The organism is Nocardioides sp. WJ219 (assembly GCF_058559815.1).
This window is the reverse complement of sequence record NZ_JBZUJV010000009.1, coordinates 261,071-283,983: the sequence shown is the minus strand read 5'-3', so window position 1 is coordinate 283,983 and position 22,913 is coordinate 261,071. Positions and strand designations below refer to the sequence as shown.

General features: G+C 68.5%; 16 protein-coding genes and 1 tRNA gene. 7 read left to right on the top strand and 10 right to left on the bottom strand.

Annotated elements, in window-relative coordinates; translation table 11 throughout:
- Nucleotides 1-853 precede the first annotated feature (853 nt).
- Nucleotides 854-3,964: an SIR2 family protein gene (locus AC4MBH_RS19500; protein ID WP_491797059.1), complete on the bottom strand. Its 3,111-nt coding sequence runs from the start codon at nt 3,962-3,964 to the stop codon at nt 854-856.
- Between the two features lie 537 nt (nt 3,965-4,501).
- On the opposite strand from AC4MBH_RS19500, the gene AC4MBH_RS19495 reads away from it, so the two are divergent.
- The 5 genes from AC4MBH_RS19495 (at nt 4,502) to AC4MBH_RS19475 (ending at nt 10,649) form a co-directional block, all read left to right on the top strand.
- On the top strand, nt 4,502-6,067 hold the full coding sequence (locus AC4MBH_RS19495) for a recombinase family protein (RefSeq protein ID WP_491797058.1): 1,566 nt from the start codon (nt 4,502-4,504) through the stop codon (nt 6,065-6,067).
- A gap of 627 nt (nt 6,068-6,694) precedes the next feature.
- Nucleotides 6,695-6,916 carry a hypothetical protein gene (locus AC4MBH_RS19490; RefSeq protein WP_491797057.1) on the top strand — a complete coding sequence of 74 codons (222 nt, stop codon included), beginning with the start codon at nt 6,695-6,697 and terminating at the stop codon, nt 6,914-6,916.
- Entirely contained in the window at nt 6,913-8,076 is a 1,164-nt protein-coding gene (locus AC4MBH_RS19485) for a DUF3631 domain-containing protein (RefSeq protein ID WP_491797056.1), read from the top strand. The genes AC4MBH_RS19490 and AC4MBH_RS19485 overlap by 4 nt, the downstream gene beginning before the upstream one ends.
- A gap of 451 nt (nt 8,077-8,527) precedes the next feature.
- Nucleotides 8,528-9,211, top strand: coding sequence for a hypothetical protein (locus AC4MBH_RS19480; protein WP_491797055.1), 684 nt, complete (start codon nt 8,528-8,530; stop codon nt 9,209-9,211).
- Nucleotides 9,212-9,449: 238 nt separating this feature from the next.
- Nucleotides 9,450-10,649 (top strand): tyrosine-type recombinase/integrase, encoded by a 1,200-nt coding sequence (locus AC4MBH_RS19475; RefSeq protein WP_491797054.1) that lies wholly within the window; start codon nt 9,450-9,452, stop codon nt 10,647-10,649.
- A gap of 98 nt (nt 10,650-10,747) precedes the next feature.
- Here the strand turns inward: AC4MBH_RS19475 and AC4MBH_RS19470 are convergent.
- The 8 genes from AC4MBH_RS19470 to AC4MBH_RS19435 all read right to left on the bottom strand — a co-directional run bounded on the left by AC4MBH_RS19470 (nt 10,748) and on the right by AC4MBH_RS19435 (nt 20,451).
- A tRNA-Met gene (locus tag AC4MBH_RS19470) sits at nt 10,748-10,821 on the bottom strand.
- Nucleotides 10,822-10,836: 15 nt separating this feature from the next.
- Nucleotides 10,837-13,860, bottom strand: a complete 3,024-nt coding sequence (locus AC4MBH_RS19465; protein WP_491797053.1) for a hypothetical protein — start codon at nt 13,858-13,860, stop codon at nt 10,837-10,839.
- A gap of 57 nt (nt 13,861-13,917) precedes the next feature.
- A complete protein-coding gene (locus tag AC4MBH_RS19460; protein WP_491797052.1) occupies nt 13,918-14,913 on the bottom strand; it encodes an ADP-ribosylglycohydrolase family protein in 996 nt (331 codons plus the stop codon).
- Nucleotides 14,914-14,922: 9 nt separating this feature from the next.
- Nucleotides 14,923-17,958 (bottom strand): UPF0182 family membrane protein, encoded by a 3,036-nt coding sequence (locus AC4MBH_RS19455; RefSeq protein ID WP_491797051.1) that lies wholly within the window; start codon nt 17,956-17,958, stop codon nt 14,923-14,925.
- Complete coding sequence (locus tag AC4MBH_RS19450) at nt 17,955-18,566, bottom strand: PPA1309 family protein (protein ID WP_491797050.1); 612 nt, start codon at nt 18,564-18,566, stop codon at nt 17,955-17,957. The genes AC4MBH_RS19455 and AC4MBH_RS19450 overlap by 4 nt, the downstream gene beginning before the upstream one ends.
- Nucleotides 18,563-19,669 carry a YlbL family protein gene (locus AC4MBH_RS19445; protein WP_491797049.1) on the bottom strand — a complete coding sequence of 369 codons (1,107 nt, stop codon included), beginning with the start codon at nt 19,667-19,669 and terminating at the stop codon, nt 18,563-18,565. Before AC4MBH_RS19445 ends, AC4MBH_RS19450 begins: the two co-directional genes overlap by 4 nt.
- 56 nt (nt 19,670-19,725) lie before the next feature.
- Nucleotides 19,726-19,980 carry a hypothetical protein gene (locus AC4MBH_RS19440; protein ID WP_491797048.1) on the bottom strand — a complete coding sequence of 85 codons (255 nt, stop codon included), beginning with the start codon at nt 19,978-19,980 and terminating at the stop codon, nt 19,726-19,728.
- 42 nt (nt 19,981-20,022) lie between these two features.
- Entirely contained in the window at nt 20,023-20,451 is a 429-nt protein-coding gene (locus AC4MBH_RS19435) for a molybdenum cofactor biosynthesis protein MoaE (RefSeq protein ID WP_491797047.1), read from the bottom strand.
- Between the two features lie 35 nt (nt 20,452-20,486).
- On the opposite strand from AC4MBH_RS19435, the gene AC4MBH_RS19430 reads away from it, so the two are divergent.
- Together AC4MBH_RS19430 and AC4MBH_RS19425 are read left to right on the top strand one after the other, a co-directional pair.
- Nucleotides 20,487-21,836, top strand: a complete 1,350-nt coding sequence (locus AC4MBH_RS19430) for a zinc-dependent metalloprotease (protein ID WP_491797046.1) — start codon at nt 20,487-20,489, stop codon at nt 21,834-21,836.
- Nucleotides 21,833-22,453, top strand: a complete 621-nt coding sequence (locus AC4MBH_RS19425; RefSeq protein WP_491797045.1) for an NUDIX hydrolase — start codon at nt 21,833-21,835, stop codon at nt 22,451-22,453. The genes AC4MBH_RS19430 and AC4MBH_RS19425 overlap by 4 nt, the downstream gene beginning before the upstream one ends.
- On the opposite strand, the gene AC4MBH_RS19420 is transcribed toward AC4MBH_RS19425, so the two are convergent.
- Nucleotides 22,378-22,911, bottom strand: coding sequence for a M48 metallopeptidase family protein (locus tag AC4MBH_RS19420; protein ID WP_491797044.1), 534 nt, complete (start codon nt 22,909-22,911; stop codon nt 22,378-22,380). The genes AC4MBH_RS19425 and AC4MBH_RS19420 overlap by 76 nt on opposite strands.
- Nucleotides 22,912-22,913 lie beyond the last annotated feature (2 nt).

Below are 22,913 nucleotides of genomic sequence, written 5' to 3'. Positions count from 1 at the left end.
GCCTGGGTCATGTCCGTTGAGGTCCCGTAGGGAGCCAACGCATCCTGAGCTGGTGGTCGGTCCGCGAGGCACATGACGCCATAGACCACTCCGCTCCCCTCATCGGCGCCGTCGGAGAACCAGGGCGCCAGGGAGAACCTCAGGCGAACCGGTGTGGTGCGGTGCACCTCATCGATGACCACCCGAGCGACGGCTCCGAGTTCATTCGTCCTCACACAAGCGAGCCAAGCACATCCAGGCTTCGTGGAGCCGCTCGGCGTGGGCTCCGTCGCGCGCTGTCCTGCCGCTCCTTCACCACGGGTCGCCGTGTACGCGAAGAGCCCCGTACCTCGGGTTCCACTCTCCTACCGCTCCGTCGAGCTCCGGGTTTCCGGGACATAAGCCGGGCACAGGTCCACACCGGGCGCCAACGGCTGTCGGCCTCCCATGACGCGTTCCCGCAGGTCAGGTCAACTCATACGGGAACCGGGAGCATCGCCGACGACAACCAGATTGTGACCGTTTCCGGGGCGTAAGCGGGTCACGAGGGCAACGGACTCAAATCTCAAGTGGCCCCTGTCCTGCGTTTCCGCAGGTCAGGGGCCACTTTCTTGTAGCGGGGGCAGGATTTGAACCTGCGACCTCTGGGGTCCTGCGTCCCCGGGTCATCACTACTCAGCAGCGCTACCTCTGTGCCTGGCAGTGGGTGCACACACACCGAACTAGCTCACTCTGAACCATCTCAGTTCCCCACGTATATGGGGGGTTTCTGGGGAACTAGAGCAGTTCGTCCACTATCGATGCGCCAGAACGGGGACCCGGGCGTTGCGGTCGATCAACCTCGCGGATCGCCCGCTCAACAAACGCGCCGCGCCTAGATCTTCAGCTCCGGCCCAGCGCCACCAACCTTCGGCAGCGGCTCAGAAGTCTGGAGGACGCTCACCCCGCCGGGCAGGCGTTCGCGGGCATGGAGTTGCCGTTCACGCCTCAATCGCTGCTCGATTTGAGCGACGGCAGACGCCCGCGAGCGCTCACTCGTAACGGCAAACTGAGACATACGTTGCTTGACGATGAACCGTTCAAGTTCCCGCAACTGTTCGCGAGTCAAGTCCTGGAAGTAGTAGGCGGCAATTGCAAGTCCGAGCATGATCCCATTGACGCTGCGGAGGTCGGAATAGCGTCCTTGCGTCGCCTCGAAGTGGCTCGTCCAACTCTTCCCCCCGATACTGAACGAAAGAAAAGTCGCCATCACCGTGGCTGGAGCGTCGCTCAACAGAGTCGCATCAACGAAGGCCTTGTCTAACGTGCGAATCAGTTTGCGACTAGCCAACGTCTGTTGCATCCCACCGAAACCGATAAGTACAGGCGAGTTGGCGCGAAAAGCCTTCACCACGCGCTCGATTTCAGCCGCCCCAAACTGGTCGCCCTCGAACATTCGACGCGCCACGCTTTCGACGAAGTCAAGAAACTCGTCGTCATCCTCTAGAAGAGTAACGAGCTTCCCCCATACCGAGAGAGTGCGAATCAACACAGCTTCTTTCAGTTCAAGGTCCTTAACTGTCTCGCTATCACGAAGGACGCTAGACACCAACGTGAGGGCATGAGTGATCGCCGAGATGGGCGGCGCGTCCTCGATTCGCTCGACGGGAAATGGTGCGACATCCTCGTCAAGGCGCGAATCAAGCGGATCATAGTGCGCCACCTCGGGCCGCTTCGGATCCGTCGACTCCGATCCCTGAGCCACCTTCCGAAAAGTGAGACTGTCCAACAATTCCTCGATAGAGTTCGAGTCAAGTACGCGATCGACGGCCTTTCCAACCGGGGCGAAAGCACTTCCCTTCGACAATTCGACTTTGCCGAAATTTAGGATGCGCGCTACGCGACGAAGCGCTTCGGCGTCGCCCCGGTTCAGGGCCGCATAGTGCCGGATGATGGGCGCATAATAAAGCGGCCTGTCGAAAAGTTTCTCCCGAAGTTCGGGATCGTTGACCGCCGCCTTCGCGGCAAACAAATGAAGGTAACTGGCCTGCGCGAAACTGACTCTGTTTTCCGAGTAACGGACTACCCGCCGATCGGCCAGGTTGGCAAGCACCTGCGTAGGACTCTCAACCCATCCGACGGAATCGAAGTACGCCGCCAGAATCGCGCTCACATCCTCGTCGAGCATGGCTCCGCTGTCACGCGTCACAAAAGCGGCCGCCAACACCGAGAGAAGCTCTGTTCGCTCGTAGGCATCTAGAGTCCAACGCGCATCTTCGTGAGGATCACCACCGCCTAGGAGGAGAGTCAAGTAGCCGTCCAGCAGCGCAGTTTCCGACGACGTGGCCAGATGCTGCTGACCTTGCATTAGTGCAGAAATAAGGAGGCAGATCGTGAACGGTGTGCGCGGCAGATGTTCATTGTTGATGATGTCAATTGCCTTCTGCGCCATGCGGTTCGCTCGCCCTGGCGCAACGAGAGACGCTATGGACTTGATGTCATGTGCGTTGAGTCGTCCCAGATACCGAGTTCGGAAGCGAGGGGCTAGCGGCCCAACCCCAGTGAGAATCTCCGGCTCTGCGCCCGTTCGAGTACCGAGCACAACGTAGTCGAAATCAAAGTCTTGCAATTCTGTCACTAGTCGACTGAAGATCTTCTCCGGCTTATCCAACACATTATCGATTGCGAGAGCGATGCGCGGCCACTGATCTGTCGCGCGAAGATCGACCCCCGTTGCGCTCAGTTCCTTCACCAGGCGTTTCCGCAAGGGACCCTTTCCCTGCCCGAGAGACCGAAAATCGACGTAGACCGGGACAATCTCAGGGTTGAGTTCATGGACGCGCATGATCAAATAGCGAAGCGCCGTCGAAAGGCCCACCTTCTCATCCGAGGCAAGGACCATGTAATGAGACAGGTCGACTTCCTCATCGAGGTCGCAACGCTGAATGCGCTGCCCCCTCGAGAGTTCTTGTGACTCGGCATACTGTTGAGGCGTCACGGGCAATACCGGAGGCGCAACCACCAGATCTTCTAGGTTGGCGTCATCGACGTCGTCAATGAGATCCCCGAACATGGTTTCATTTCGAATGTCTTCGAGGATGGTTAAAGCTCCCCGAGACGCTACGGCTTCGTTCTTCTCAACTGCCTCGACGTCACGCGGCGCTGGCACTGCCACCTCGCACAACTCGCGCACGAAAGGGGTAAGCTCGGGATAGTCGTCACCATAGACGACGGTTTTAATGCGCGAACCCATGTTCGAATGATTCGCGCTCTCTGAACTTCGACAGATCCAGTAGTGAAAGACCTCTGAATCGCCAATGTTACGGTCGATCCAGTCAAAGATTGCCCCAATGTTCGGGTCATCAACAGTCGAACCGCAACCGACGAAGACAAGGCTTCGCGTACTTGTCAAGGCCCTCTGCAAGTGCTGCGCGACAGGCTCGGCTACGAGTTCGCCGTACTTCTCTGCCCCTAGGATGACCGATTCTGGCTCGCTCCAGACTCCGTGAAGGTGACCCACTGCCGTCGAGCGACCGGCGATTACACGCTCCATCTCACCATGAGCGGTCCAGGTGACTCCAGCGCGCGAGCAGGAATCCTCAATCAGTGTGTCGTAGTTCGTTGTCAAGATGGGCGCGCCGACCGACGCCAGCGAGCGTAGGAGTTCTGGATGCTTGACCTCAATCTTCTCGAACTCAGACCGCAACCAGGCTTTGAAGTCCGGACTTGTTGGGCCGCCCATTGCGGCGACGACCTTAGATGCCGCTCCGATGAGTAGTTGCGTGTCCCCTTCTTCCTTCGCCAGTTGTAACTCACTACGTAGATGTGCGAACCACGCCGGCGACTTATCGGCACCGACTTCCTCTAGGTGGCTAGCCCCGCGGTTAATGAGTCCCACCCACGACAAGTCGGGACGACCGGCTGCGTCTATCGTCGCCCCCGCTCCCACTACAAAGGCGACCTGACCTGCGCTGATCAGTCCTCGCAGGTCTGACAAGTGATCCATCGATGTGTCCCCTAGTGTCAAGACTATTTGACCGACATGATCCCACGCCGCCGGTCGATAGAGGTTGCAGGTGTCAACTTGAGGCTCAATTTTCGGAGACTTCCAACATCTGGGGTTCGTGCAGCGAACCACTGAGAGCGGGTAGGTACCCGCCGTTCCGGTTCGCTGACTTCGAACGATTCGCGCTGACCGAGAGCCGACTCGGCGGATCCGTTGGGTATCAACCGGGCCGCCAGGCGCTGCCAGCAGCGTTCGCTGAGTTGGATCAATTCCATAACGCACCACGCCCCCGCCTGATCGACTCGGCTCGACCTTCGCTCTGCTCAGGTGCGGCCGCCTCTCAGAGCGGATCAGAGTCTCGGAAGCAACAGTTGTAGGTGTGCCACCCTCCATGTTCCGGATCAGCGCGCGTGGTCGCCAGTCGCGGCAACGGGCTACTGAGACAACCGCCGCGGTTCGCTAGCCGTGTCATCTATGTAGCTGGACTCTGGCGGGGCGTTCGGCCTGGCGCGCCCTTCGAGGAGACAGAGTCAGCACATGACAGTCGGCTACGTACGCCTTTCCGAGGATAAGCATGGCGACCAGCTCGGGGTGACGCGTCAGAAGGAAGACATCGTCGCCCTGGCGAAAGCCATCGGCTGGGGCGAGGTCACGGAGATCTACCAAGACAACGACATCACCGCCAACACCGACAAGAACAGGCCCCGCCCCGCCTTCAATCGCCTCCTGGCCGACATCAGATCAAGCCGAGTCAGCCACGTCCTCGTCTACGACCAGGACCGACTCGTGCGCGACATGCGCCAACTCGAAGATGTGGTCGACGCAGTCGAGGCTGGCGGTGTCCTACTCACCAGCGTTAACGGCGACATCGACCTGATCACGGACAACGGTCGGATGGTCGCGCGAATCAAGGCCGCCGTGGCGCGCAACGAGATCGAGAAGCTGTCACGTCGCGTAAAGCGGCAGAAGCTCCAGAGCGCTCAGAGCGGGATCAAGAACCCCGGTTGCAGGCGCACGTTCGGCTACACCCGTGCGTTCGAGGTGGTTCCGGAAGAGGCAGCGATCTTGGTCGATCTCTTCCGTCGCAAGGCAGCCGGGGAGACAACAGCTTCCCTAGTGCGTTGGCTCAACGATGCCGAGGTTCCAACTTCGTTAGGAAACGTAGGAGCGTGGAAGCACGGGCAGGTGACTGTGCTAGTTCGACGACGGGAGTACATCGGCGACGTGACCCTCAACGGGCAAGTGGTAGCCAAAGCAAACTTCCCGGCAATCATTGACGAGGCGACGTTCAGGGCAGCCAATGCCCAGATGCCAACGCATCCACCAGTGTGGCGCAGTAGCCCAGAATCGGGGCTACTGACCGGTGTGCTCGTCTGCGGCGTCTGTAGGGCCTGGATGCGACGGGGGCGTGGGCAATCGTCCGATCGGCTCTACACCTGCCGGGGTCGGAGCGGCGCGTGTGGATCCACCATTGCAAGCGGCGCGGTGGAAGAGGCTGTCGTCCAGGCTATTCGGGTTCGACGACAACAGGCCCCGTCCTCGGTTACACCCGACACCCTCCCCTACAACTGGACCCTGGCCTCGACGATCGAGCAGGAAATCGAACGAGCGAGACAGATACACGCTGCAGGTGGACTCAAGCACTCCGATCTTCTAGTGGTACTTGGACACCTACAAGGGCGCCTCAACGAAGAGCGCGAGGCGGAAGCTCAGACGTCGTCCGACAACGCCGAGCCGGATGAACCTGGCCGTTGGGAAAGCATGAGTCTCGACGCGAAGCGGGCCTGGGTCGCGCGGAGCCTTCGCCAGATCGTCGTAGCCAAGAAGCAACACAACGCGAACGGGACTACGCCCGGTATTGCGCGGGTCACCGTTCATTGGAAAGACGGCAGTTCAACCAACCTGGGTCGCAGGGTCGTCTTGCTGACTGAGGTTGCCGTCGCTGCTGATTGCTCCATCACCTCTGTCTCCAAGCTTCTGCGCGGGAAACAGGGTGTGTCGCTTGAGCTGCGCAGGCGCATCGAGGCTGCCGTTGCCAGCACTGGTTACGAGCATCAAGGGGCGGCGGAGTCCGCGACGAGACTGCAAATCCAGGACCGCTGACGACTCGTCAGTGTGGTCCAGTGATCTATGACGATCATCGACTAGGGGTGGGGTATGACCCCAAGACTCAGGACGTGCTGACGCCGATCGTTAGCAGTTGGGATGCCGCACTCGTCCCCGTCGTAGTAACGGACCATCCCCCGGCGGCAGTCAGAGGCGGAGCAACGGGTGGGCAAGTGAGGCGAGTTGTCCCACGACGGCCCCCGTCTTCCCCGCCGTCCACCAGTCTTGATCACACTGCACGTCAAGCACCTGGGGACGGCTATGGACCATCGCGGAATCGCGCGCCGCCTGGTCGGCTGAAGGCAACTTCGAGCGGCGGCGCAGCCACCTTTGCGGTAGCGAGCCCTAGGCATAACGTTTTGGTAACGGCTGACTGGACCTATTGACAAGGACCTATAACCGATCCCGTGGCCCCTATGGTGGTCATAGTTGCTACAACAACAGCGAGCCACCTTGCGAAAGTGGAACGCGCCCCATCTGGGGGCGGGGCACGGGAGAACCAGAGTCAGGCCGCGCATCGGTTGCGGCGAAAGGCGCTTGACGACCGTCCCCCTCATTCCCGCGCAGGCAACCTGCGCGGTCTGAGGAACGTCATCCTCTACGCCTACGAAAGACGGACTCTTCATGACCACGACTCTGGTGGACCCTGCTACCTCCCATCTCAACCCCGAGCAGCTCGCCGCTCGCTGGGGCACGACGACGGGCCATCTGGCCAACCAGCGCAGCGCCGGACGCGGCGTGGCCTACCTCAAGCTCGGCACCCGGGTGGTGTACCGCCTGAGCGACGTGATTGCCTACGAGGCTGAGTGCATCGTGCAGACCAGCGACAGCAAGCCTGCCGCGTGATCCACTCAGGCAAAGCACCTGACCCGCCTTACGCCGTCCTGGACGACCTGCTGGCGTGGCTTCGGCGCTTCGTCCGTACGGGCAGCGACCACGACCTGTGGCTGCTTGCCCTGTGGACTCTCCACACACACGTGATCGACCAGTGCCGGACGACGCCGCGCCTGCTCGTCACTAGTCCACTGCCAGCCGCTGGCAAGACAACGACCATGGAACACGTGCAGGCACTGGCGCGGCGACCTACGTTCGCGTCCAACGCTCTCAGCGCGTCGGCTCTCGCCAACCTGGCCCGAGAGCGGCGGACCATCCTCATCGACGAGGCTGACAAACACATCGGCAACGGCAGCGAGAGCCAACGCGCTGCGCTGGGGATCGTCAATGCCGGCTACAAGGCATCAGGCACCTACGCCGTGAATGTCGCCGATGACCGCGAGCCGACTGGCTGGCGGGTCGCTGAGGTGGTGGTATTCGGCCCCCTGGCCATGGCGGGGATCTCGCCGGACCTTCCGCCCGACACACTGTCTCGCTGCGTCACGGTGCGGCTGCTGCCCGACGTCGGCGACACCGTGAGTGAGTCCGATTGGGAGCTTATCGAGCACGAGGCTGAGGCACTGCGATCCCGTCTAGCAACCTGGGGAGACAACGCCAGTCTCGCAGCCGGAGAGTCATTGCCTGACGGGGTCACCGGCCGGCTTCGGGAGGTTTGGCGCCCCCTCAAGCGGCTGGCAAACGCGGCTGGTGGTCACTGGCCCGACCGATGCGACGAACTGGCACGGCGACACCTCGCGGAAGCGCACGCGCAACGTGAAGACGGTCTTCTCGCCGAGCGACCACACATCGGCGTCGTTCGGGACCTCTTCGGTGTGTGGCACCTCGCGGACCCCGATCGCAGTGGATTCGCTACGACCGCCGACCTGCTGAACGCGCTGCACAAGCACGCGCCGAGCGTATGGGGACAGGCTCAAGGACTTGGGCGAACGCCTCTCAACGCCAAGCGACTCGGCGAGATGCTGACCAAGCACTACGGAATCCACTCGGACCGACGACGAGTGGGGACGACCAGCGAGCAACGACGCGGATACGTCTGGGCTGACCTCGAGCCGATCTGGGTTGCGCTCGGCCTTATCCCGGCAAACCCGGCCGACCAGCCCGCCGCCGCATAAGCCTTGTCCCAGGCATTTCGGCGCCACACACCCGGCTGCCGAAGCCGAAGTCACTGACACTCACTAGCTGGAGTCCCTACGGGACTGACCCCAGGCTCACCAGACTGCACCGTCGAGTCGTTGACGACCGCAAGCTGACGTCAGCCGTCCTGAATGGCAGAGCGTCATGCCACGCCCCCTCGTCTGCCCCGGCACGCCTGGCCGTCCGGCACATCCGGCCCAGGCCGGGGCTCACTAGAACACCTTCACCGGACAGGAGACACCTCATCACCAGACGGAAACGCAACCGCCAAACGATGCGAGCCCGCATCACCTGCCGCCCCGCCAGGTACGACCGCTGGCCACGTCAACCCTCACTGCCGACAGGCGCGCCGCGACCTGGCTCCCCGACCGACCGGTTCCCCCGCACCATCCACAACCCCATCCAGAACACTGAAACCGTAGGAGAACGATGACCGCCAAGACCAACATGAAGACCGTCGCGTCGAACCTGAAGCGCGCTTACGAGGCACGGACCGAGGCGGAGGCCGACTATCTCGCAGCAGTCGACCGCAGGACGACGACCACCGCGAGCCTCGGAGTACTGGAGCACCGCGCAGAGTCTGGTGATGAGTCTGTGACCGCCGAAGTCCTCATGACCGGCCAGGCTGAACTGGCCCTTGCGGAGCGCGCGCTCACTGGTAGCCGCGCGAGGCTGGAGGCAGCTCGCGGCGCAGAGCGGACCGCCTTCGTCGAGCATGTCGCCGCTCAGGTTGCAGAGGACGTGAGGCTGAACGATGTTGACACCGAGATTGCTAGGGGGTACGCGCTCATGGCGCAGGGAGTCGACGTTGTTGTGAGCGCCCTCCGGGAACGCGATCGCATCAGCGACGAGACTGGTGAGCGGCTTGCCGCCTCCGGAGTTCCTACTGACACGACGGTCGGTCGCCTCCGGTACTCCCCGGTAGTCACGGGAGTCTCGCACCGTCCGGTGGCTGGACAGTGGAACGTCACGCTCGACAACGACCGGCTTACCAACCGTCACGACTTCGGCCACACCCGCAGGCACCTCCGCCGGCTGCTCGAGAACGGGCTGGAGAGCGCTCTGCGCCAGAGCGGCTTCAAGATGACGACCGCCGGGGTCGCCGACCTCTAGGCGACGACCTTGGCCTGGCGTTGCCCTCACCGGTTCCAGGTGGGGGCAGCGCGGCAATCCTGGCGATGCTGAAACCGTGGCGGAACCGCCGCTGCTAACACTAGGCGGTCCGCCAAGGTGCCGTTCTGGGGTCATAGACCAGGGTCATCAAAAGCACTCGACCAATTTGAACTGCCTTGACTATTCCCCACAAACAACGCGATGGTGGCTCGACTGACCGGCGTAGAAGGAGAACACGATGGGCCGACCAACCAATCCCCCCTACGTCTTGGGGACGATCAGCACAAAGCCGCACCCGACCGCGCCTGGCCAAGTACAAGCACGCGGCTACTTCCGCGACACGAACGGTAAGAGGATCGAAATCACTGCCAGCGGCAGGACCGCGCCGGCTGCCAAACGCGCCGTGCAGATGAAGGTCGATCGTGCGCGGATCGAGCACAGAGGCGGCGATCAGGTGCTCAATCAGGACACGAAGCTAGTCCGCGCAGCGGAGATCTGGCTCGACACGAAGGCCCGGGAGCGATTGTCGGCGGCAACGATGCGCGACTATCGGGGCTACGTCGACCGCACAATCAAAGACGGTCCCCTCGCACACCTCTCAGTCTCAGGCGTGAACGACGTGGCACGGATCGAGGCGTGGCTTACTGAGGTTGCCGACACCCGGGGCGAGGTTGCCGCCAAGCAAGCCCGCAAGGTGCTGTCCGGCATCCTCGGACTTGCCGAACGTCGCTGCGCGATCGCGTCCAGCGTCATGCACCGCGTCAAGACTCCCGGAGCTAAGCCGGGAAGCCAGGGTGACCGCAAGTGCAGCGACTCGGACTGTGACCTTGACTGCGGCAAGCGGCACTTAGACACGGCGCGGGCGTTCACGGTGGCAGAGGTCCAGACCGTGCAGACAAACGCGGACTCTGCGAATGCCGACGTAGGCGATCTGACCGCCTTCCTGTTCGGCACCGGCGTGCGGATCTCCGAGGCGCTCCACTGTGTTTCGTGGTCGGACGTCGATCTCGCGACTCGCACCGTGCGGGTTCGTGGGACCAAGACCGCTCACGCCGACCGCGTGCTGGTCATCGGCGAGGCTCTCGCCGAACGGCTCGGGGCACGTGCTGCCCTGCACGGCACGACTGGGCTTGTCTTTGGAGTCACCTACTTCACGAGCAAGTTGGGACAGCCACGCGACCGCAACAACGTCAGCAAGGCGCTGCGACGCGTGTTTGCAAGCGCAGATGTGAGGTGGGCAGGAACGCACACGTTCCGTCGCACGGTTGCATCGTGGCTTGATGAGGCAGGGGCACCGCTAGCGGAGATCGCCAACCAGCTCGGACACGCCGACATCAACGTCACCGCCAAGTATCTCGGCCGCAAGACGGCGCCTACCCGGGCGGCCGACGTCATGGTGCTTCCGCTCGACGGGAAGCCAGGCCTCCGCGCCGTGTGAGCGGGCAGGCTCCGCAGTTTGTGGGGAGTTGATGGGGAACTTCCCCGGAAAGCAACAAGGCCTGATCTGCGTTTTCGCAGGTCAGGCCTTGTTTCTTGTAGCGGGGGCAGGATTTGAACCTGCGACCTCTGGGTTATGAGCCCAGCGAGCTACCGAGCTGCTCCACCCCGCGTCGGTGAACAGAACATTACCTGACCGGGTCGGTCGCTCCCAAATCGGGTCCCAGTCCGTCGGGTCGCCAGTGCGTCACGGCCGCGGTGAAGGCCACCGGTTCGACCACGCGACGGTCGAGCTCGAGCGGGCCGAGGCCGCGGCGGACGAAGACCATCTTCCAAGCCGAGGTCGTCGGGTCGCCGACGACCTCGATCACGGTGGCGTCGCTGGTGAGGTCGAAGGTGCGGCGCAGGTCGCCGAGGCGCAGCTCGAGCACACCCCGCTCCAGCGAGACCTCGGTGGACCGGCCGCCCAGCCACACCACCACGAACAGCGAGATCAGCACCACGAACAACGGCAGCAGGAAGACCGCGGAGACGCCGTCGCCGAGCAGGAACAACCCGGCCAGCGTGAGCAGCCCGGCGCCGGCGAGCGCCGTGGCGACCAGCATCGGCACCCGGTGGGACCGGCTGTCGTGGTACTCACCCGTCGCGGACGGCGTCACCGTCGGCTGGGCCTCGACCTCGGCCTCGGCCTCGACCTCTTCCTCGGCCTCGGTGTCCGGGCGCACCCGGGCGGTGAACCGGCGGCCGAGCCCGCTGAGCGCCGCCGTCCGGGACGCCGGCCGCGCGGTGTCGGTGTCGGAGCCGGCGTCGGCACCGGTGGCCGGTGCGGCGGGGGGCGGCGGGAGCACGACCGGGCGGGTCGCGGTCGGTGCAGGCTCGGGTTCCGGCTCGGGTTCCGGCTCGGGCTCGGGCTCCGGCTCCGGCTCGGGCGGGGCCTCGACCGGCGCCGGCTCGGGCGGAGCGGCGACCGCGACCTCGGCGACCTCGGCGACCTCGGCCTCGACCACCGGCATCGTCACCGGTCGCGGCACGGCCAGCAGCCGGGCGCGGGCCTCGGCCAGCTGGATGGCGAGGTCGGCGGCCCGGGTCTCGGCCTCGGCGCGGGCCTGGGCGTGGCGGGCGGCGGTGCGCTCGGCGTCGGCACGGGCCTGGGCCTGCTGCGCCGCCTCGCGCTTGGCGCTGGAGAGCTGCTCCTGGGCGATCCGCAGCGACTCGCGGTGCTCGCTGAGCAGCGACTCCGCCTGCTGGTGCACGTCGCGGACCCGCTGCTCGGCCTCGCGGCGCTCGTGGGACGCCGTCTCGGCGAGCGCGGCCATGCTCCGGGCGGACTCCTCGGCCTCCAGCCGCGCGCGCGAGGCCTTCTTGGCGGCCTCCTCCGAGGACAGCCGCAGCTGGCTCGCCAACCGGGCCTCCTCGGCGACCGAGGCGGCCTGCTCCTGGCTGGTGGCGGCGATCCGGTTGGCCTCGGCGACCAGCTGGACCTGCTCGCGGGCCTTGACCTCCGCCTGCTCGCGGTCGAGGAGGGCCTGCTCGGCGCGGGCGGCCATCTCGGTGGCCGCGGTCTCGGCGGACATCCGCTGCTCGAGGGCGCGGGTGGTGAAGGCGGTGTACTCCTCGGCACTGGCCGCGGCCGCCTCGGCGACCTCGCGGGCCCGCAGCTCGGCGCTCATCGCCGACTGGTGGGCCTCGGCGGCCAGCCCGGCGTGCCGGCTGGCGGCGCGCTCGGCCTCGCCGCGGGCACGGGTCTGCTCGTGGGCGTTCTCCTGGAGGACCGAGCGCTCCTGCTCGACCTGCTCGACGAAGGTGGCGAACTCGGCCGCCGACCGACGGGCCTGCTCGGCGACGTCGCGGGCCTGCTCCTCGGCGCGGGTGCGCTCGACGAGCGCCAGCCGGGCCAGCTCGGCCTGGGTGGTGGCGGCCTCGTCGGCCGCCCGTCGGGCCTCGGCCAGCTCGGCGACCCGCTGCTCGATCGCGCGCCGCTCCTCGAGCGCCTGCCGGGCGAACGCCGCGTGCTCCTCGGCGGCTGCCGCGGCCTCGTCGGCCACCCGCTGGGCCTGCTCGGCGGCATCGGCGGCCGCGGCGTGGGCCAGGCGGGCCTGCTCGCTCTGCTCTGTCGCGAGCTCCTCGGCGCGGATCCGGGACTTGGCCTGCTCGACCGCGGCCGACTGGAGCACGTCGCGGTCGTTGGCCGCGCGGCGGACGAAGTCGGCGTACTCCTCGGCGGAGGCGGTGACGGTGTCGGCGAGGTCGCGGGCGCGGTCCTCGGCCTGGGTGCGGGCCACCATGGCCTGCTCGGCCAGCGCCGACTGCTCGGCGGCGGCCTGCTCGGCCTGCCGGCGCGCCTCGGCGAGCTCGGTCAGCGCCGACTCGAGCGCCTCCCGCTCCTCGAGCGCGTGCCGGGCGAACGCCGCGTGCTCGTCGGCCTTGCTGCTCGCCTGCTCGGCGACGCTGCGGGCCCGGAGCTCGGCGTCGCGCGCGGCCTGGTGGGCCTCGGCGGAGAGCCGGGCCTGCCGCTGGGCGGCCTCCTCGGCCGCGGTGCGCGCCCGGACCTGCTCACGGGCCAGCCGCTCGAGCCGGTCGCGCTCCTCGTGGGCCTCGCGGACGGCGGCGAGGTGCTCGTCGGCCGCGGCCACCCCGGCCTCGGAGAGCTCGAGGGCCCGCCGCTCGCTGTCGGCGCGGTCGGCGAACGCCTGCTCGGCCAGCTCGGCGTGGTACCTGGCGTTCTCCTCGGCGCGGGCGCGGGCCGCCATCGCCTCCTGCGCCTGCAGGGCCTCGCGCCGCGCGGCGGTCTCGGCGGTCTCGCGCTCGGCGAGCGTGCTCACCACCCGCTCGGCCAGCTCGGTGGCGTGCCGCTCGGCCGAGGACCGCTTGGCCGACTCGGTCTCGGCGAGCTCGACGTGGTCGCGCGCCGACTTCTCGGCCGCCTCCCGGGTCAGCGCGGCGCGCTGCGCGGCCTCCTCGGCCGTACGTCGCTGCTCGGCGTAGCGCGCGGCCGCGGTCTCGGCCTCGGCGCGGGCCCGGTGGGCCTCGGCGGCGGCCTCGGCGTGCTCGCGGGCCAGCCGCTCGGCCTCGGTGCGGGCCTGGATCGCCTCAGTCGCGATCTCCTCGGCCACCAGCCGCTCGGCCGCCTGCTCGGCCGCGGCCATCTCCGCGTCACGGCGCAGCTTGGCTGCTTGCTCCGTGGCACTGGAGTAAGGGGACGACGAGGCCATGGCACCGGTTCTCAGGAGCGGGATCCGCCGGCGGCGCGGCGGGACGACGGCCGAATCCTACCCACCCGCGCCCCGGTCGGCAGACTCGCCGTCGGCGGTGATGAGCACCGCGAGACGCTCGAGGTCCCGCGCGTCGCGACCGGGCCAGCCGTGCAGGATGCGCTGCCACGGCGAGGGCACGGCCGTCATCCCCCAGCGGGCGCCGAGCAGCGCGCCGGCGATGGCCGCGACCGTGTCGGTGTCGTGGCCGATCCGGATCGCGGTGGTGAGCGAGTCGACCAGGTGGCCGCCCGCGTCGTCGGGCTCGGGCGTGTGCGTGATGGCCGACCACGCCGCCTGCAGCGCCCCCACCGACCAGGCGTTGGTGGTGAACGCGCCCGGTGGTGTCGCCTCGGCCTCCGCGAGGACGGCCCGCCAGTGGTCGACGTCGCCCGGCACCCACGGCGCGACGTCGTCGTACGACGGCAGCTCACCGGTCAGCACGGCGTGCCGGATCATCAGGCACCACAGCGCGCACGCCTCCTGCGCGAGGTCCTGGTGGTGGGTGAGGTCGCTGACGACCACCGCCGCCTCCACCAGCGCGGCCGGGTCGTGCAGGTGGGCCAGCGCGACCGGGCCGGTGCGCATCAAGGAGCCGTTGCCCGCGCTGCGGCCGGACTGCTCGTGGACCGCCAGTGCGGCCGCGGTCATCGCCGCCCCCGTCGGCGCGCGTCCCGCGCGGGTCAGCACGGCGGCGGTGTGGATGCCGACGTCGGCCGGGCCGCCGGCGTACCACTCGGCGAACGACCGCGAGATGCCGTCGAGCGCCTCGGGCGTGCGCAGGTCGACGCCGGTCGCCGCGACCTCGGCGATGGCGACGGCCTGCGCGGTGTCGTCGGTCCACTCCCCCGGCGCGAAGTCACCCAGGCCCCCGCCGATCATGTCCGGGACCAGGTCGACCGCGACCGGCGCGAACTCGTAGCCGGCGCCGAGGGCGTCGCCGACCGCGGAGGCCACGAGGACCCCGCACGCGCGGTCGGTCTGGGCCGGGGTGAGGGTCGGGCGGCGCGACACGGGTGCCCCCTACTCCTCGCCGGCGGTCGCGCCCTCGGTGCTGGTCGGGGTGGCGGAGGGCGGCGGCTGGTTGGCCGGGTCGCCGGCCACGATCTGGGCCCGGTAGGCCGCGGCCCGGCGCAGCGCGGCCTCGGCGCGCTCGAGCTCCGTCGCGTACGTCGTGAAGTCGCCGTCCTCGCGGGCGGCGTCGGCCGCCTCGAACGAGCGGATCGCCTGGTCGATGGACTGGTCGAGCAGCTCCTGGAGGGTCTGCTCGCCACCCGGCGGATTGGTGTCGGGCGGCTCGGTGGTCGGCGGCTCGGTGGTGGGCGGTTCGGTGTCGGTGCCGCCGAGCGCGTTGCGGATGGCGGCCTCGAGGTTGACGCCGTAGCCGATGTAGCGGTCGCTGTTGCCGTACTTGACCAGCACGTAGCGCAGCACCGGGTAGCTGGTCTCGGCGGTCTGCTGGTTCTGGCCGTAGACCGGCTGCACGTACATCATCGAGCTGCCGACCGGCAGCGTGAGCATGTTGCCGAACGTCGTGCGGGCGTTGATCCGCAGCTCGGTCAGGGCGGAGTTCACCCCTTCGTCGCTGGCGAACTCGTTGGCCACCTGGCCCGGCCCGGGAGTCTGGTCGTTCTCCTCCTGCTCCTCGGCGTTGGTCAGCTCACGCACCGAGATCTTGCCGTAGTCCTCGCTGGTGGCGTCGGAGTTGACCTCGACGAAGGACGCGAGGTTGGCGCGGTTGTAGGGCACGTAGACCGAGGTGAGGGCGAAGTCGGACGCCTCGGTGCCGTCCACGAACAGCCGGTAGGGCGCCTGGTAGGTGTTGGTGTTGACCGGGTCGGTCGGCACCTCCCAGCGGTCGTTCTCGGCGTACCAGTCGCCGGCGTCCTCGACGTGGTAGCGCGCGTACTGGTAGCGCTGGACCTTGAACAGGTCCTCGGGGTAGCGCAGGTGCTCGCGCAGCCCCTCGGGCATCTCGTCCGCGTCCTTGACGCTGCCGGGGAAGACGTCGCGCCACGTCTGGAGGATCGGGTCCTCCTCGTCCCACGCGTAGAGGACGACCTCGCCGGTGTAGGCGTCGACGGTGGCCTTGACCGCGTTGCGCATGTAGTTGATCTCGTCGGTGGGCACGGTCTGCAGACCCGTGTCGTCGACCTGCAGGGCGTCCTCGATCATCGTCTCGAAGGACTCACGCTGGGCGTTGGGGAACCGGTCGGTCGTCGTGTAGCCGTCGAGCACCCACAGCACCCGGCCGGGGTCCTCCTCGGTGCCCGAGGTGATCACCGGGTAGGCGTCGGAGTCGACGGTCAGCCAGGGGGCGACCTTCTCGACCCGGTCCTGCGGGTTGCGCTCGAAGAGCACCTTGGACTCGTCGTTGACCCGGCCGGAGAGCACGAAGTTGGGCTCGCCGAACTTGATCGCGAACATCAGCTGGTTGAAGCCGCCGCCCACCGAGGCGTCGCCGTCGCCGTCGTACGTCGTGCGCTCGCCGAGGTCGGAGCCCGGCACCGGCAGGTTGAGCTCGACGTCGTTGTTGCCGCCGACGACGGAGTAGTCGGGGCTCTGCTCGCCGTAGTAGATCCGGCTCTCGTAGGGCCCGATCGCCTCGGTGAGGTCGTCCTGGCCGCTGGTGCCCAGGGCCCACTCGATGCCGGCGTCCTCGCTGGTCGACCCGGACTCGCCGGTGACGTCGTCCTCGCGGTCGCGCTGGTTGGCGTAGGCCGCGATCAGGCCGCTGCCGTGGGTGTAGACGGTGTGGAGGTTGGACCAGTTGCGGGCGCCGTCGGGGACGCCGCTCTGCTGCAGCTCGCGGGCGGCGAGCACCAGGGCCCGCTGCCGCCCGTCGATCTCGTAGCGGTCGACGTCGAGCACCTCGGGCACCGAGTAGTAGCCGCGCTCCTGCTGGAGGTTCTCGAACGCCTTGGAGAGCAGCTTGGGGTCGACCGACGGCACCGAGCTGGTGTCGCCGATGAGCTGCTCGATCCCGCCCTCGGGCAGCGCGTCGCTGGCCGGGAAGTCCTCGACCTCGACGTCGTCGATGTCGTAGGCCATCCGGGTCGCCTCGATGTTGGCCTTGATGTAGGGCTCTTCCTTGTCCGACTCCGACGGCTTGACCTGGAACTGCTGGACGATCGCGGGGAAGATCATCCCGATCAGGATCGCGGAGAGGGCCAGCAGCGCGAGGCCGACCGACGGCAGCTGCCAGGTACGGCGCCACACGTTGAGGAAGAACAGCACCGCGCAGATGACCGCGACCGCCATCAGGATGTTCTTGGCCGGCAGCACGGCGTTCTCGGCCGTGTAGTTCATGCCGGTGAAGAGGTCGTTCTTCTGGGTCACCAGGTCGAAGCGGTCGAGGTAGTAGTCGACGCCCTTGGCGAGCACGAACAGCCCGAGCAGCACCGAGATCTGCGCCTGCGCCGAGCCCGAGAGCCGGTCGTGGGTCACCTGGAGGCGCAGCCCGCCGTAGAGGTAGTGCGTGACGATCGCGGCGATGAGCGCGATCACGAGCGTGGCCATCGTGAAGTCGACGACGAAGTGGTACCAGGGCAGGTCGAAGAGGTAGAAGCCGATGCTCTTGTCGAAGTAGGCGTCGGTGGCCTCGACGTCGGGCGCGTTGCGCCACATCAGGAAGGCCTGCCAGTGGCTCAGCCCCGAGGCGCCCGCGAAGGCACCGACGACGAGCGCGACGCCGACCACGAGCCAGGTGCGGATCGGGGTGACGACGTCGCGGTAGCGGTCGAGGCTGGTCTGCTCCCGCGAGCTCGGCCGGAACAGCGGCCGGAAGCGGTAGGCCAGGTAGATGTTGAGGGCGACGGCGCCGCCCAGCAGCGCACCGAAGACCAGGAACAGCACGACCTTGGTCCACAGCATCGTGCTGAAGACCTGCCCGTAGCCGGCGGACTGGTACCACATCCGGTCGGTGTAGATCGAGGCGAAGGCGGTGAGCGCGAAGATCGAGACCACCAGGACCGCCAGGGTGATCAGCAGGGCCCGCGACCGTCCGGGCGCCGTACGGGCCGGGGTGGCCCTGGGGTCGTCGTCGAACAGCTCGCTCACGGCGTCTCGTCCTCTTCAGTCTCTTCGGTGGTGGGGTCGTCGGTCAGGGTGGCGCGCAGCAGCTCGAGCAGGCCGGGCACCAGGTCGAGCGAGCCGACGACCGAGGTGTCGTCGTCGTGGGCCCGCAGCCGCAGCGCACAGTACGTCGACCCCGTTCGGGTCACGCCGGCGACGATGCGCACCTCCTGGCGGTCGGGGTGCTCGCGCGCGAACGCCTGCGCCGCAGCGGGATCGTCGGGCAGCTCGTCGTCTACGCCGGGGGGCAGCACGAGCCGCTCGACCATCGCCGCGCAGCCGGACACGGCCTCGGGCCACACGATCGACTCGAGCACCTGCTCCAGGGGCGTCGCCGGGTCGACCATCTCCTGCTCGACCGCGGTCAGCGACCCGCGCTCGGCGTCGGCGTCCAGGCCCATGGCCTCGGCCAGGGTGGGCTCCTGGCGCACCAGGGTGACGGTGTCGACCAGCGCGTAGAGCCGCGCGTGCTGGTCCCAGCCGTCGGCGGCCAGGTGGCGCTCGATCTCGACGACCGCGCTGGCCAGGGCCGGGTCGGCGTCGAGGTCGGCCCAGCGCGGGTCGGCGGTGAGCGGCTCCTGCGGGTCGGTCACCGGACCGCTCCCGCGAGGATCTCGTCGGCGTCCTCGCACGACGGGAGGTCGGCGTCGGCGTCGGCGGCGTAGTCCTCGAGCGCCGTCCGGACGTCGTGCATGGTCTGCGCCATCATCAGCCTCATGTCGTCGTGGTCGGCCTCGAGCGCGTCGGCGCAGTTCTCGATCGGCACCAGGAACAGGTCGGCCCCCTGCTCGCGGGCGCCGGCGATCTTCTGCTGGATGCCGCCGATCGCCGCGACGGAGCCGTCCGGGTTGAGGGCACCGGTGCCGGCCACCGTGCGCCCGCCGGTCAGCGAGCCCTCGGTGAGCGTGTCGTAGACGGCGAGGGAGAAGACCAGACCGGCGCTGGGGCCGCCGATGGCGGGCGGGATGTTGATCTTGACCTCGAACGGGAAGCGGTACTCGGCGACCTCGGGCAGGATCCCGATCAGCGACCGGTCCCGCTCCGGGTCAGCCACGGGCTCCACCGTGACGGTGCGCCGCGCGCCGTCGCGGGTGATGCCGATCCGCAACGGCTCCCCCGCAGGACTCTCGGTGATCAGGTCGACCAGCTGGTCCACCCGCCGTACCGGGGTGCCGCCGATGCTGGTGAGCACGTCACCGACCTCGAGCACGTCGGCCGCCGGCAGCTCCGCGGTGACCTCGGCGACCTGGACGACCTGGGGCACGACGGTGCCCATCTCGGCGAAGGCGATGTCGACCGCGGTGTCCTGGGAGGTCGTCATCTGGACCTGGCCCTCCTCGCGGTTGCGCTCGGGCGTCTCGTCGGGCTCGTGGACGTAGTCGTAGGGCAGGACGGCCTTGTCGCCGTCGACCCAGGTCTTGAGCAGGCCGAGGAGGTTCTCACCGGGGTCGTCCCCCTGGGCGGCGGGCGGGGAGACCTGCACGGTGGTCATCAGCAGCGACCCGTCGTCGCGGTAGGACCTCCCGCCCGCGACCTGGATGATCTCGGCGTCACCGTTGTCCGGGTCGGTGCCGAGGACGTCGACCGTGCCGCCCGGTGCGTAGGTCGCGTAGGGCAGCTTGCTGATCGAGGCGTAGATGAGCAGCGCGAAGACCGCAGGCACCGCGAGGCACGCGGCGAGCAGGCGCTGACTCATGCGCGAAGCCTCTCATCCGGTCCCAAGGCGGCCCGGAGGCAGGCAGGGTCGGGACGTCAGGACGCCGAGCGGGAGGGACGCACCGCGATGCCGGTGCTGCGCTCGCGCGGCTGCGGGACGACGTACGACGGGGCCGGGCGGGGACGGCGGTGCAGCAGCCGCCGGCGCGGGGCCGGGTCGAGCACCCGGGCCATCCGGCGCAGCGCCACCTCGCGGTCGACGACGCCGCGACCCTCGCGGCCGGCCCACGCCACCCACAGCATCGCGGCGAGGGTCACCGCGACGGTGGGGAGGAGCCAGAGCAGGACCATGCCTCGAGCGTAGGTCGACCACGGCCCGATCGGCGGCAACCGCTACGGCGTGCCGACCCACTCGTCGGAGCCGTCGGCGAAGACCTGGTGCTTCCAGATCGGCACCTGGTCCTTGAGGGTGTCGATGAGGTCGCGGGAGGCGTCGAACGCGGTGCCGCGGTGCGCCGCCGCCGTCGCGACGACCACGGCGAGGTCGCCGATCGCGAGCCGGCCGACCCGGTGGATCGCGGCGACCCCGTGGACGTCGTGGCGGGCGGCGACCTGCTCGCAGACCTCGCGCAGCCGGTCGAGCGCGGACGGGTGCGCGGAGTAGTCCAGGCCGCTGACGGCCCGGCCGCCGTCGTGGTCGCGGACCTTGCCCACGAACAGGGTCACCCCGCCGTCGACGGACTCGTCGAGGCTGGCCAGGACGTCGTCGACGGAGAGCGGGGTGTCGCGGATCTCGACGAGTCGCACGGTGCTGGAGGTCACGCCGTCACCCTAGGCCCGCGGCGTACCGTAGAGGCATGAGCGACCAGCCCGACGACGACCAGCCCAACCCGTTCAAGGGCACGCCGTTCGAGCACCTGTTCTCCGGCGGAGCCCTCAACTTCGGCGCCCTCGGCAACCTCGGCGCAGCGATGCCCGGCGGCGTGGGTGGCATGGACCTGAGCCAGCTGTTCGGCCAGATCCAGTCGCTGATGCAGCCCTACGACGGCGCGCTGAACTGGGACGTCGCGGTCGACCTCGCCCGCAAGTCCGTGGCCGAGAACCCCGACCCGACGCCCACGGCCAAGCAGGCCGACGCCGTCGCCGACGCCGTGCGGCTGGCCGACCACTGGCTCGACGCGGCCACCGAGTTCCCCTCCGGCGTCACCTCCACCGCGGCCTGGAGCCGCGCGGAGTGGATCGTCGGCACGCTCGACGTCTGGAAGGTGCTGATCGAGCCCGTCGCCGAGCAGTCGGTGCACGGGCTGAGCGGGGTCCTCCCCCCCGAGGCCGCCGCGCAGGCCGGCCCCCTCCTCGGCATCCTCGGCAAGGCCGTCGGCGCGATGCTCGCCACCCAGGTCGGCTCCGGCTTCGGCGAGCTGGCCGGCGAGGTCCTCACCGCCTCCGACGTCGGGCTGCCGCTCGGCGCCCGTGGGCGGGCCGCCCTGGTCACCACCAACGTCGCCGCCTTCGCCCAGGGCCTCGACGTGAGCGAGGACGACGTGATCCTCTACCTCGCGCTGCGCGAGGCCGCCCACCACCGGTTGTTCAGCCACGTGCCGTGGTTGCGCGAGCACCTCATCGGCGCCGTCACCGACTACGCCCGCGGCATCGAGGTCAACGCCGAGGGCCTGCAGCGACGGATGGAGGAGCAGCTGCGCGGCATCGACCCCACCGACCCCGGCTCGATGCAGCAGCTGCTCGACGGCGGGCTGTTCGACCTGCCGCGCTCCCCCGCCCAGGCGGCGGCGCTGGAGCGGCTCGAGGTCGCGCTGGCGCTCGTCGAGGGCTGGGTCGACGAGGTCGTCGGCCAGGCCACCGAGGAGCGGATGCCGGCCGCAGCCAGGCTGCAGGAGGCCGTACGCCGTCGCCGCGCCGCCGGCGGGCCGGCCGAGCAGACGTTCTCCGCGCTCGTCGGGCTCGAGCTGCGGCCCCGCCGGCTGCGCGACGCCTCCACCCTGTGGGGCTCGCTGCGCACCCGGCAGGGCACCGAGGCCCGCGACGGCGTGTGGCTGCACCCCGACCTGCTGCCCACCTCGGCCGACCTCGACGACCCGCTGGGCTTCCGCGAGGAGGCCTCGGCGCCCGAGACGCTCACCGAGGACGACTTCGACGCCGAGCTGCGCAAGCTGCTCGGCGACGAGAAGTCCACCGACGACGGCGAGTGAGCGGCCTCCACACCGACGCCCTCGCCACCCTGCGGCGCTGGGCGCCACCGAGCGCGGACCCGGCGGCCCAGGCGGCCCAGCTCGTGCTGCGCGACCGCTACGTCGCCCACCTCGAGACCCACCCCGACGCGATGACGCGGGCGTGCCGTCCCGACCACCTCACCGCCAGCACCGTGGTGCTGTCCGCCGATGGCCGGCACGTGCTGCTGACCCTGCACGCCAAGGCCGGGCAGTGGTTCCAGCTCGGCGGCCACGCCGAGCCGGGCGACCCGACCCTGGCCGGCGCCGCGCTGCGGGAGGCGGTGGAGGAGTCGGGGCTCCCCGACCTGCGGCTGCGGCCCGACCCGGTGCACCTCGACGAGCACGCGGTGCCGTTCTGCGGACCCGCCGACGGCGCGCCGGTGCACCACCTCGACGTCCGGTTCGTGGCGGTGGCGCCCGCCGGCGTGGCGCCGGTGGTGAGCGAGGAGTCGCTCGACGTGCGCTGGTGGCCGGTCGACGCGCTGCCGTCGGCCGAGCTCCGGCCCCTCGTCGAGGCGGCTCAGTCGGCGCTGGGCGGCGGCTCGAACTCCGAGGGCGGCGCGACCTGGGCGGCCTCGGACCAGCCCAGCAGGTAGCCCTTGGCCCGCTCGGCGTGCGGGTAGCGGTCGACCCAGGCCCAGAACCGCGCGTCGTGGCCGGGCTCGAGCAGGTGCGCCAGCTCGTGGACCAGGACGTAGTCGACCACCCACCCGGGCATCGACTGGAGGCGCTCGGAGAGCCGGATGGTGCGGTCACCGGGCGTGCACGAGCCCCACCGCGCGTGCTGGTTGGACACCCAGCGCACCGACTCGGGGGTGGCCAGCCCGCCGAGGTGCTGGTCGCTGAGGACCAGGGCGCGGGCGAGGAGGTCGCCGTCGGTAGAGCGGCCCCGGTTCTCGGCGCGCTCGATCTTGGCCACCATCGTCTCGACCCACTCGGCCTCGTCGGCCGGGCTGAACGACGCCGGGATCAGCACCACGATGCGGTCACCGTCGCGGTAGGCCGACACGGTGCGACGGCGCCGTGCTGAGCGGCGTACCTCCACCTCGGCCATGC

Excerpts from the sequence above, each read along its gene's own strand:
- AC4MBH_RS19465 (WP_491797053.1), bottom strand. The coding sequence starts at position 13,860 with ATGGCCTCGTCGTCCCCTTACTCCAGTGCCACGGAGCAAGCAGCCAAG.
- AC4MBH_RS19430 (WP_491797046.1), top strand. The coding sequence starts at position 20,487 with ATGAGCGACCAGCCCGACGACGACCAGCCCAACCCGTTCAAGGGCACG.
- AC4MBH_RS19445 (WP_491797049.1), bottom strand. The coding sequence starts at position 19,669 with ATGAGTCAGCGCCTGCTCGCCGCGTGCCTCGCGGTGCCTGCGGTCTTC.
- AC4MBH_RS19495 (WP_491797058.1), top strand. The coding sequence starts at position 4,502 with ATGACAGTCGGCTACGTACGCCTTTCCGAGGATAAGCATGGCGACCAG.
- AC4MBH_RS19420 (WP_491797044.1), bottom strand. The coding sequence starts at position 22,911 with ATGGCCGAGGTGGAGGTACGCCGCTCAGCACGGCGCCGTCGCACCGTG.
- AC4MBH_RS19475 (WP_491797054.1), top strand. The coding sequence starts at position 9,450 with ATGGGCCGACCAACCAATCCCCCCTACGTCTTGGGGACGATCAGCACA.
- AC4MBH_RS19440 (WP_491797048.1), bottom strand. The coding sequence starts at position 19,980 with ATGGTCCTGCTCTGGCTCCTCCCCACCGTCGCGGTGACCCTCGCCGCG.
- AC4MBH_RS19480 (WP_491797055.1), top strand. The coding sequence starts at position 8,528 with ATGACCGCCAAGACCAACATGAAGACCGTCGCGTCGAACCTGAAGCGC.
- AC4MBH_RS19500 (WP_491797059.1), bottom strand. The coding sequence starts at position 3,964 with ATGGATCACTTGTCAGACCTGCGAGGACTGATCAGCGCAGGTCAGGTC.
- AC4MBH_RS19490 (WP_491797057.1), top strand. The coding sequence starts at position 6,695 with ATGACCACGACTCTGGTGGACCCTGCTACCTCCCATCTCAACCCCGAG.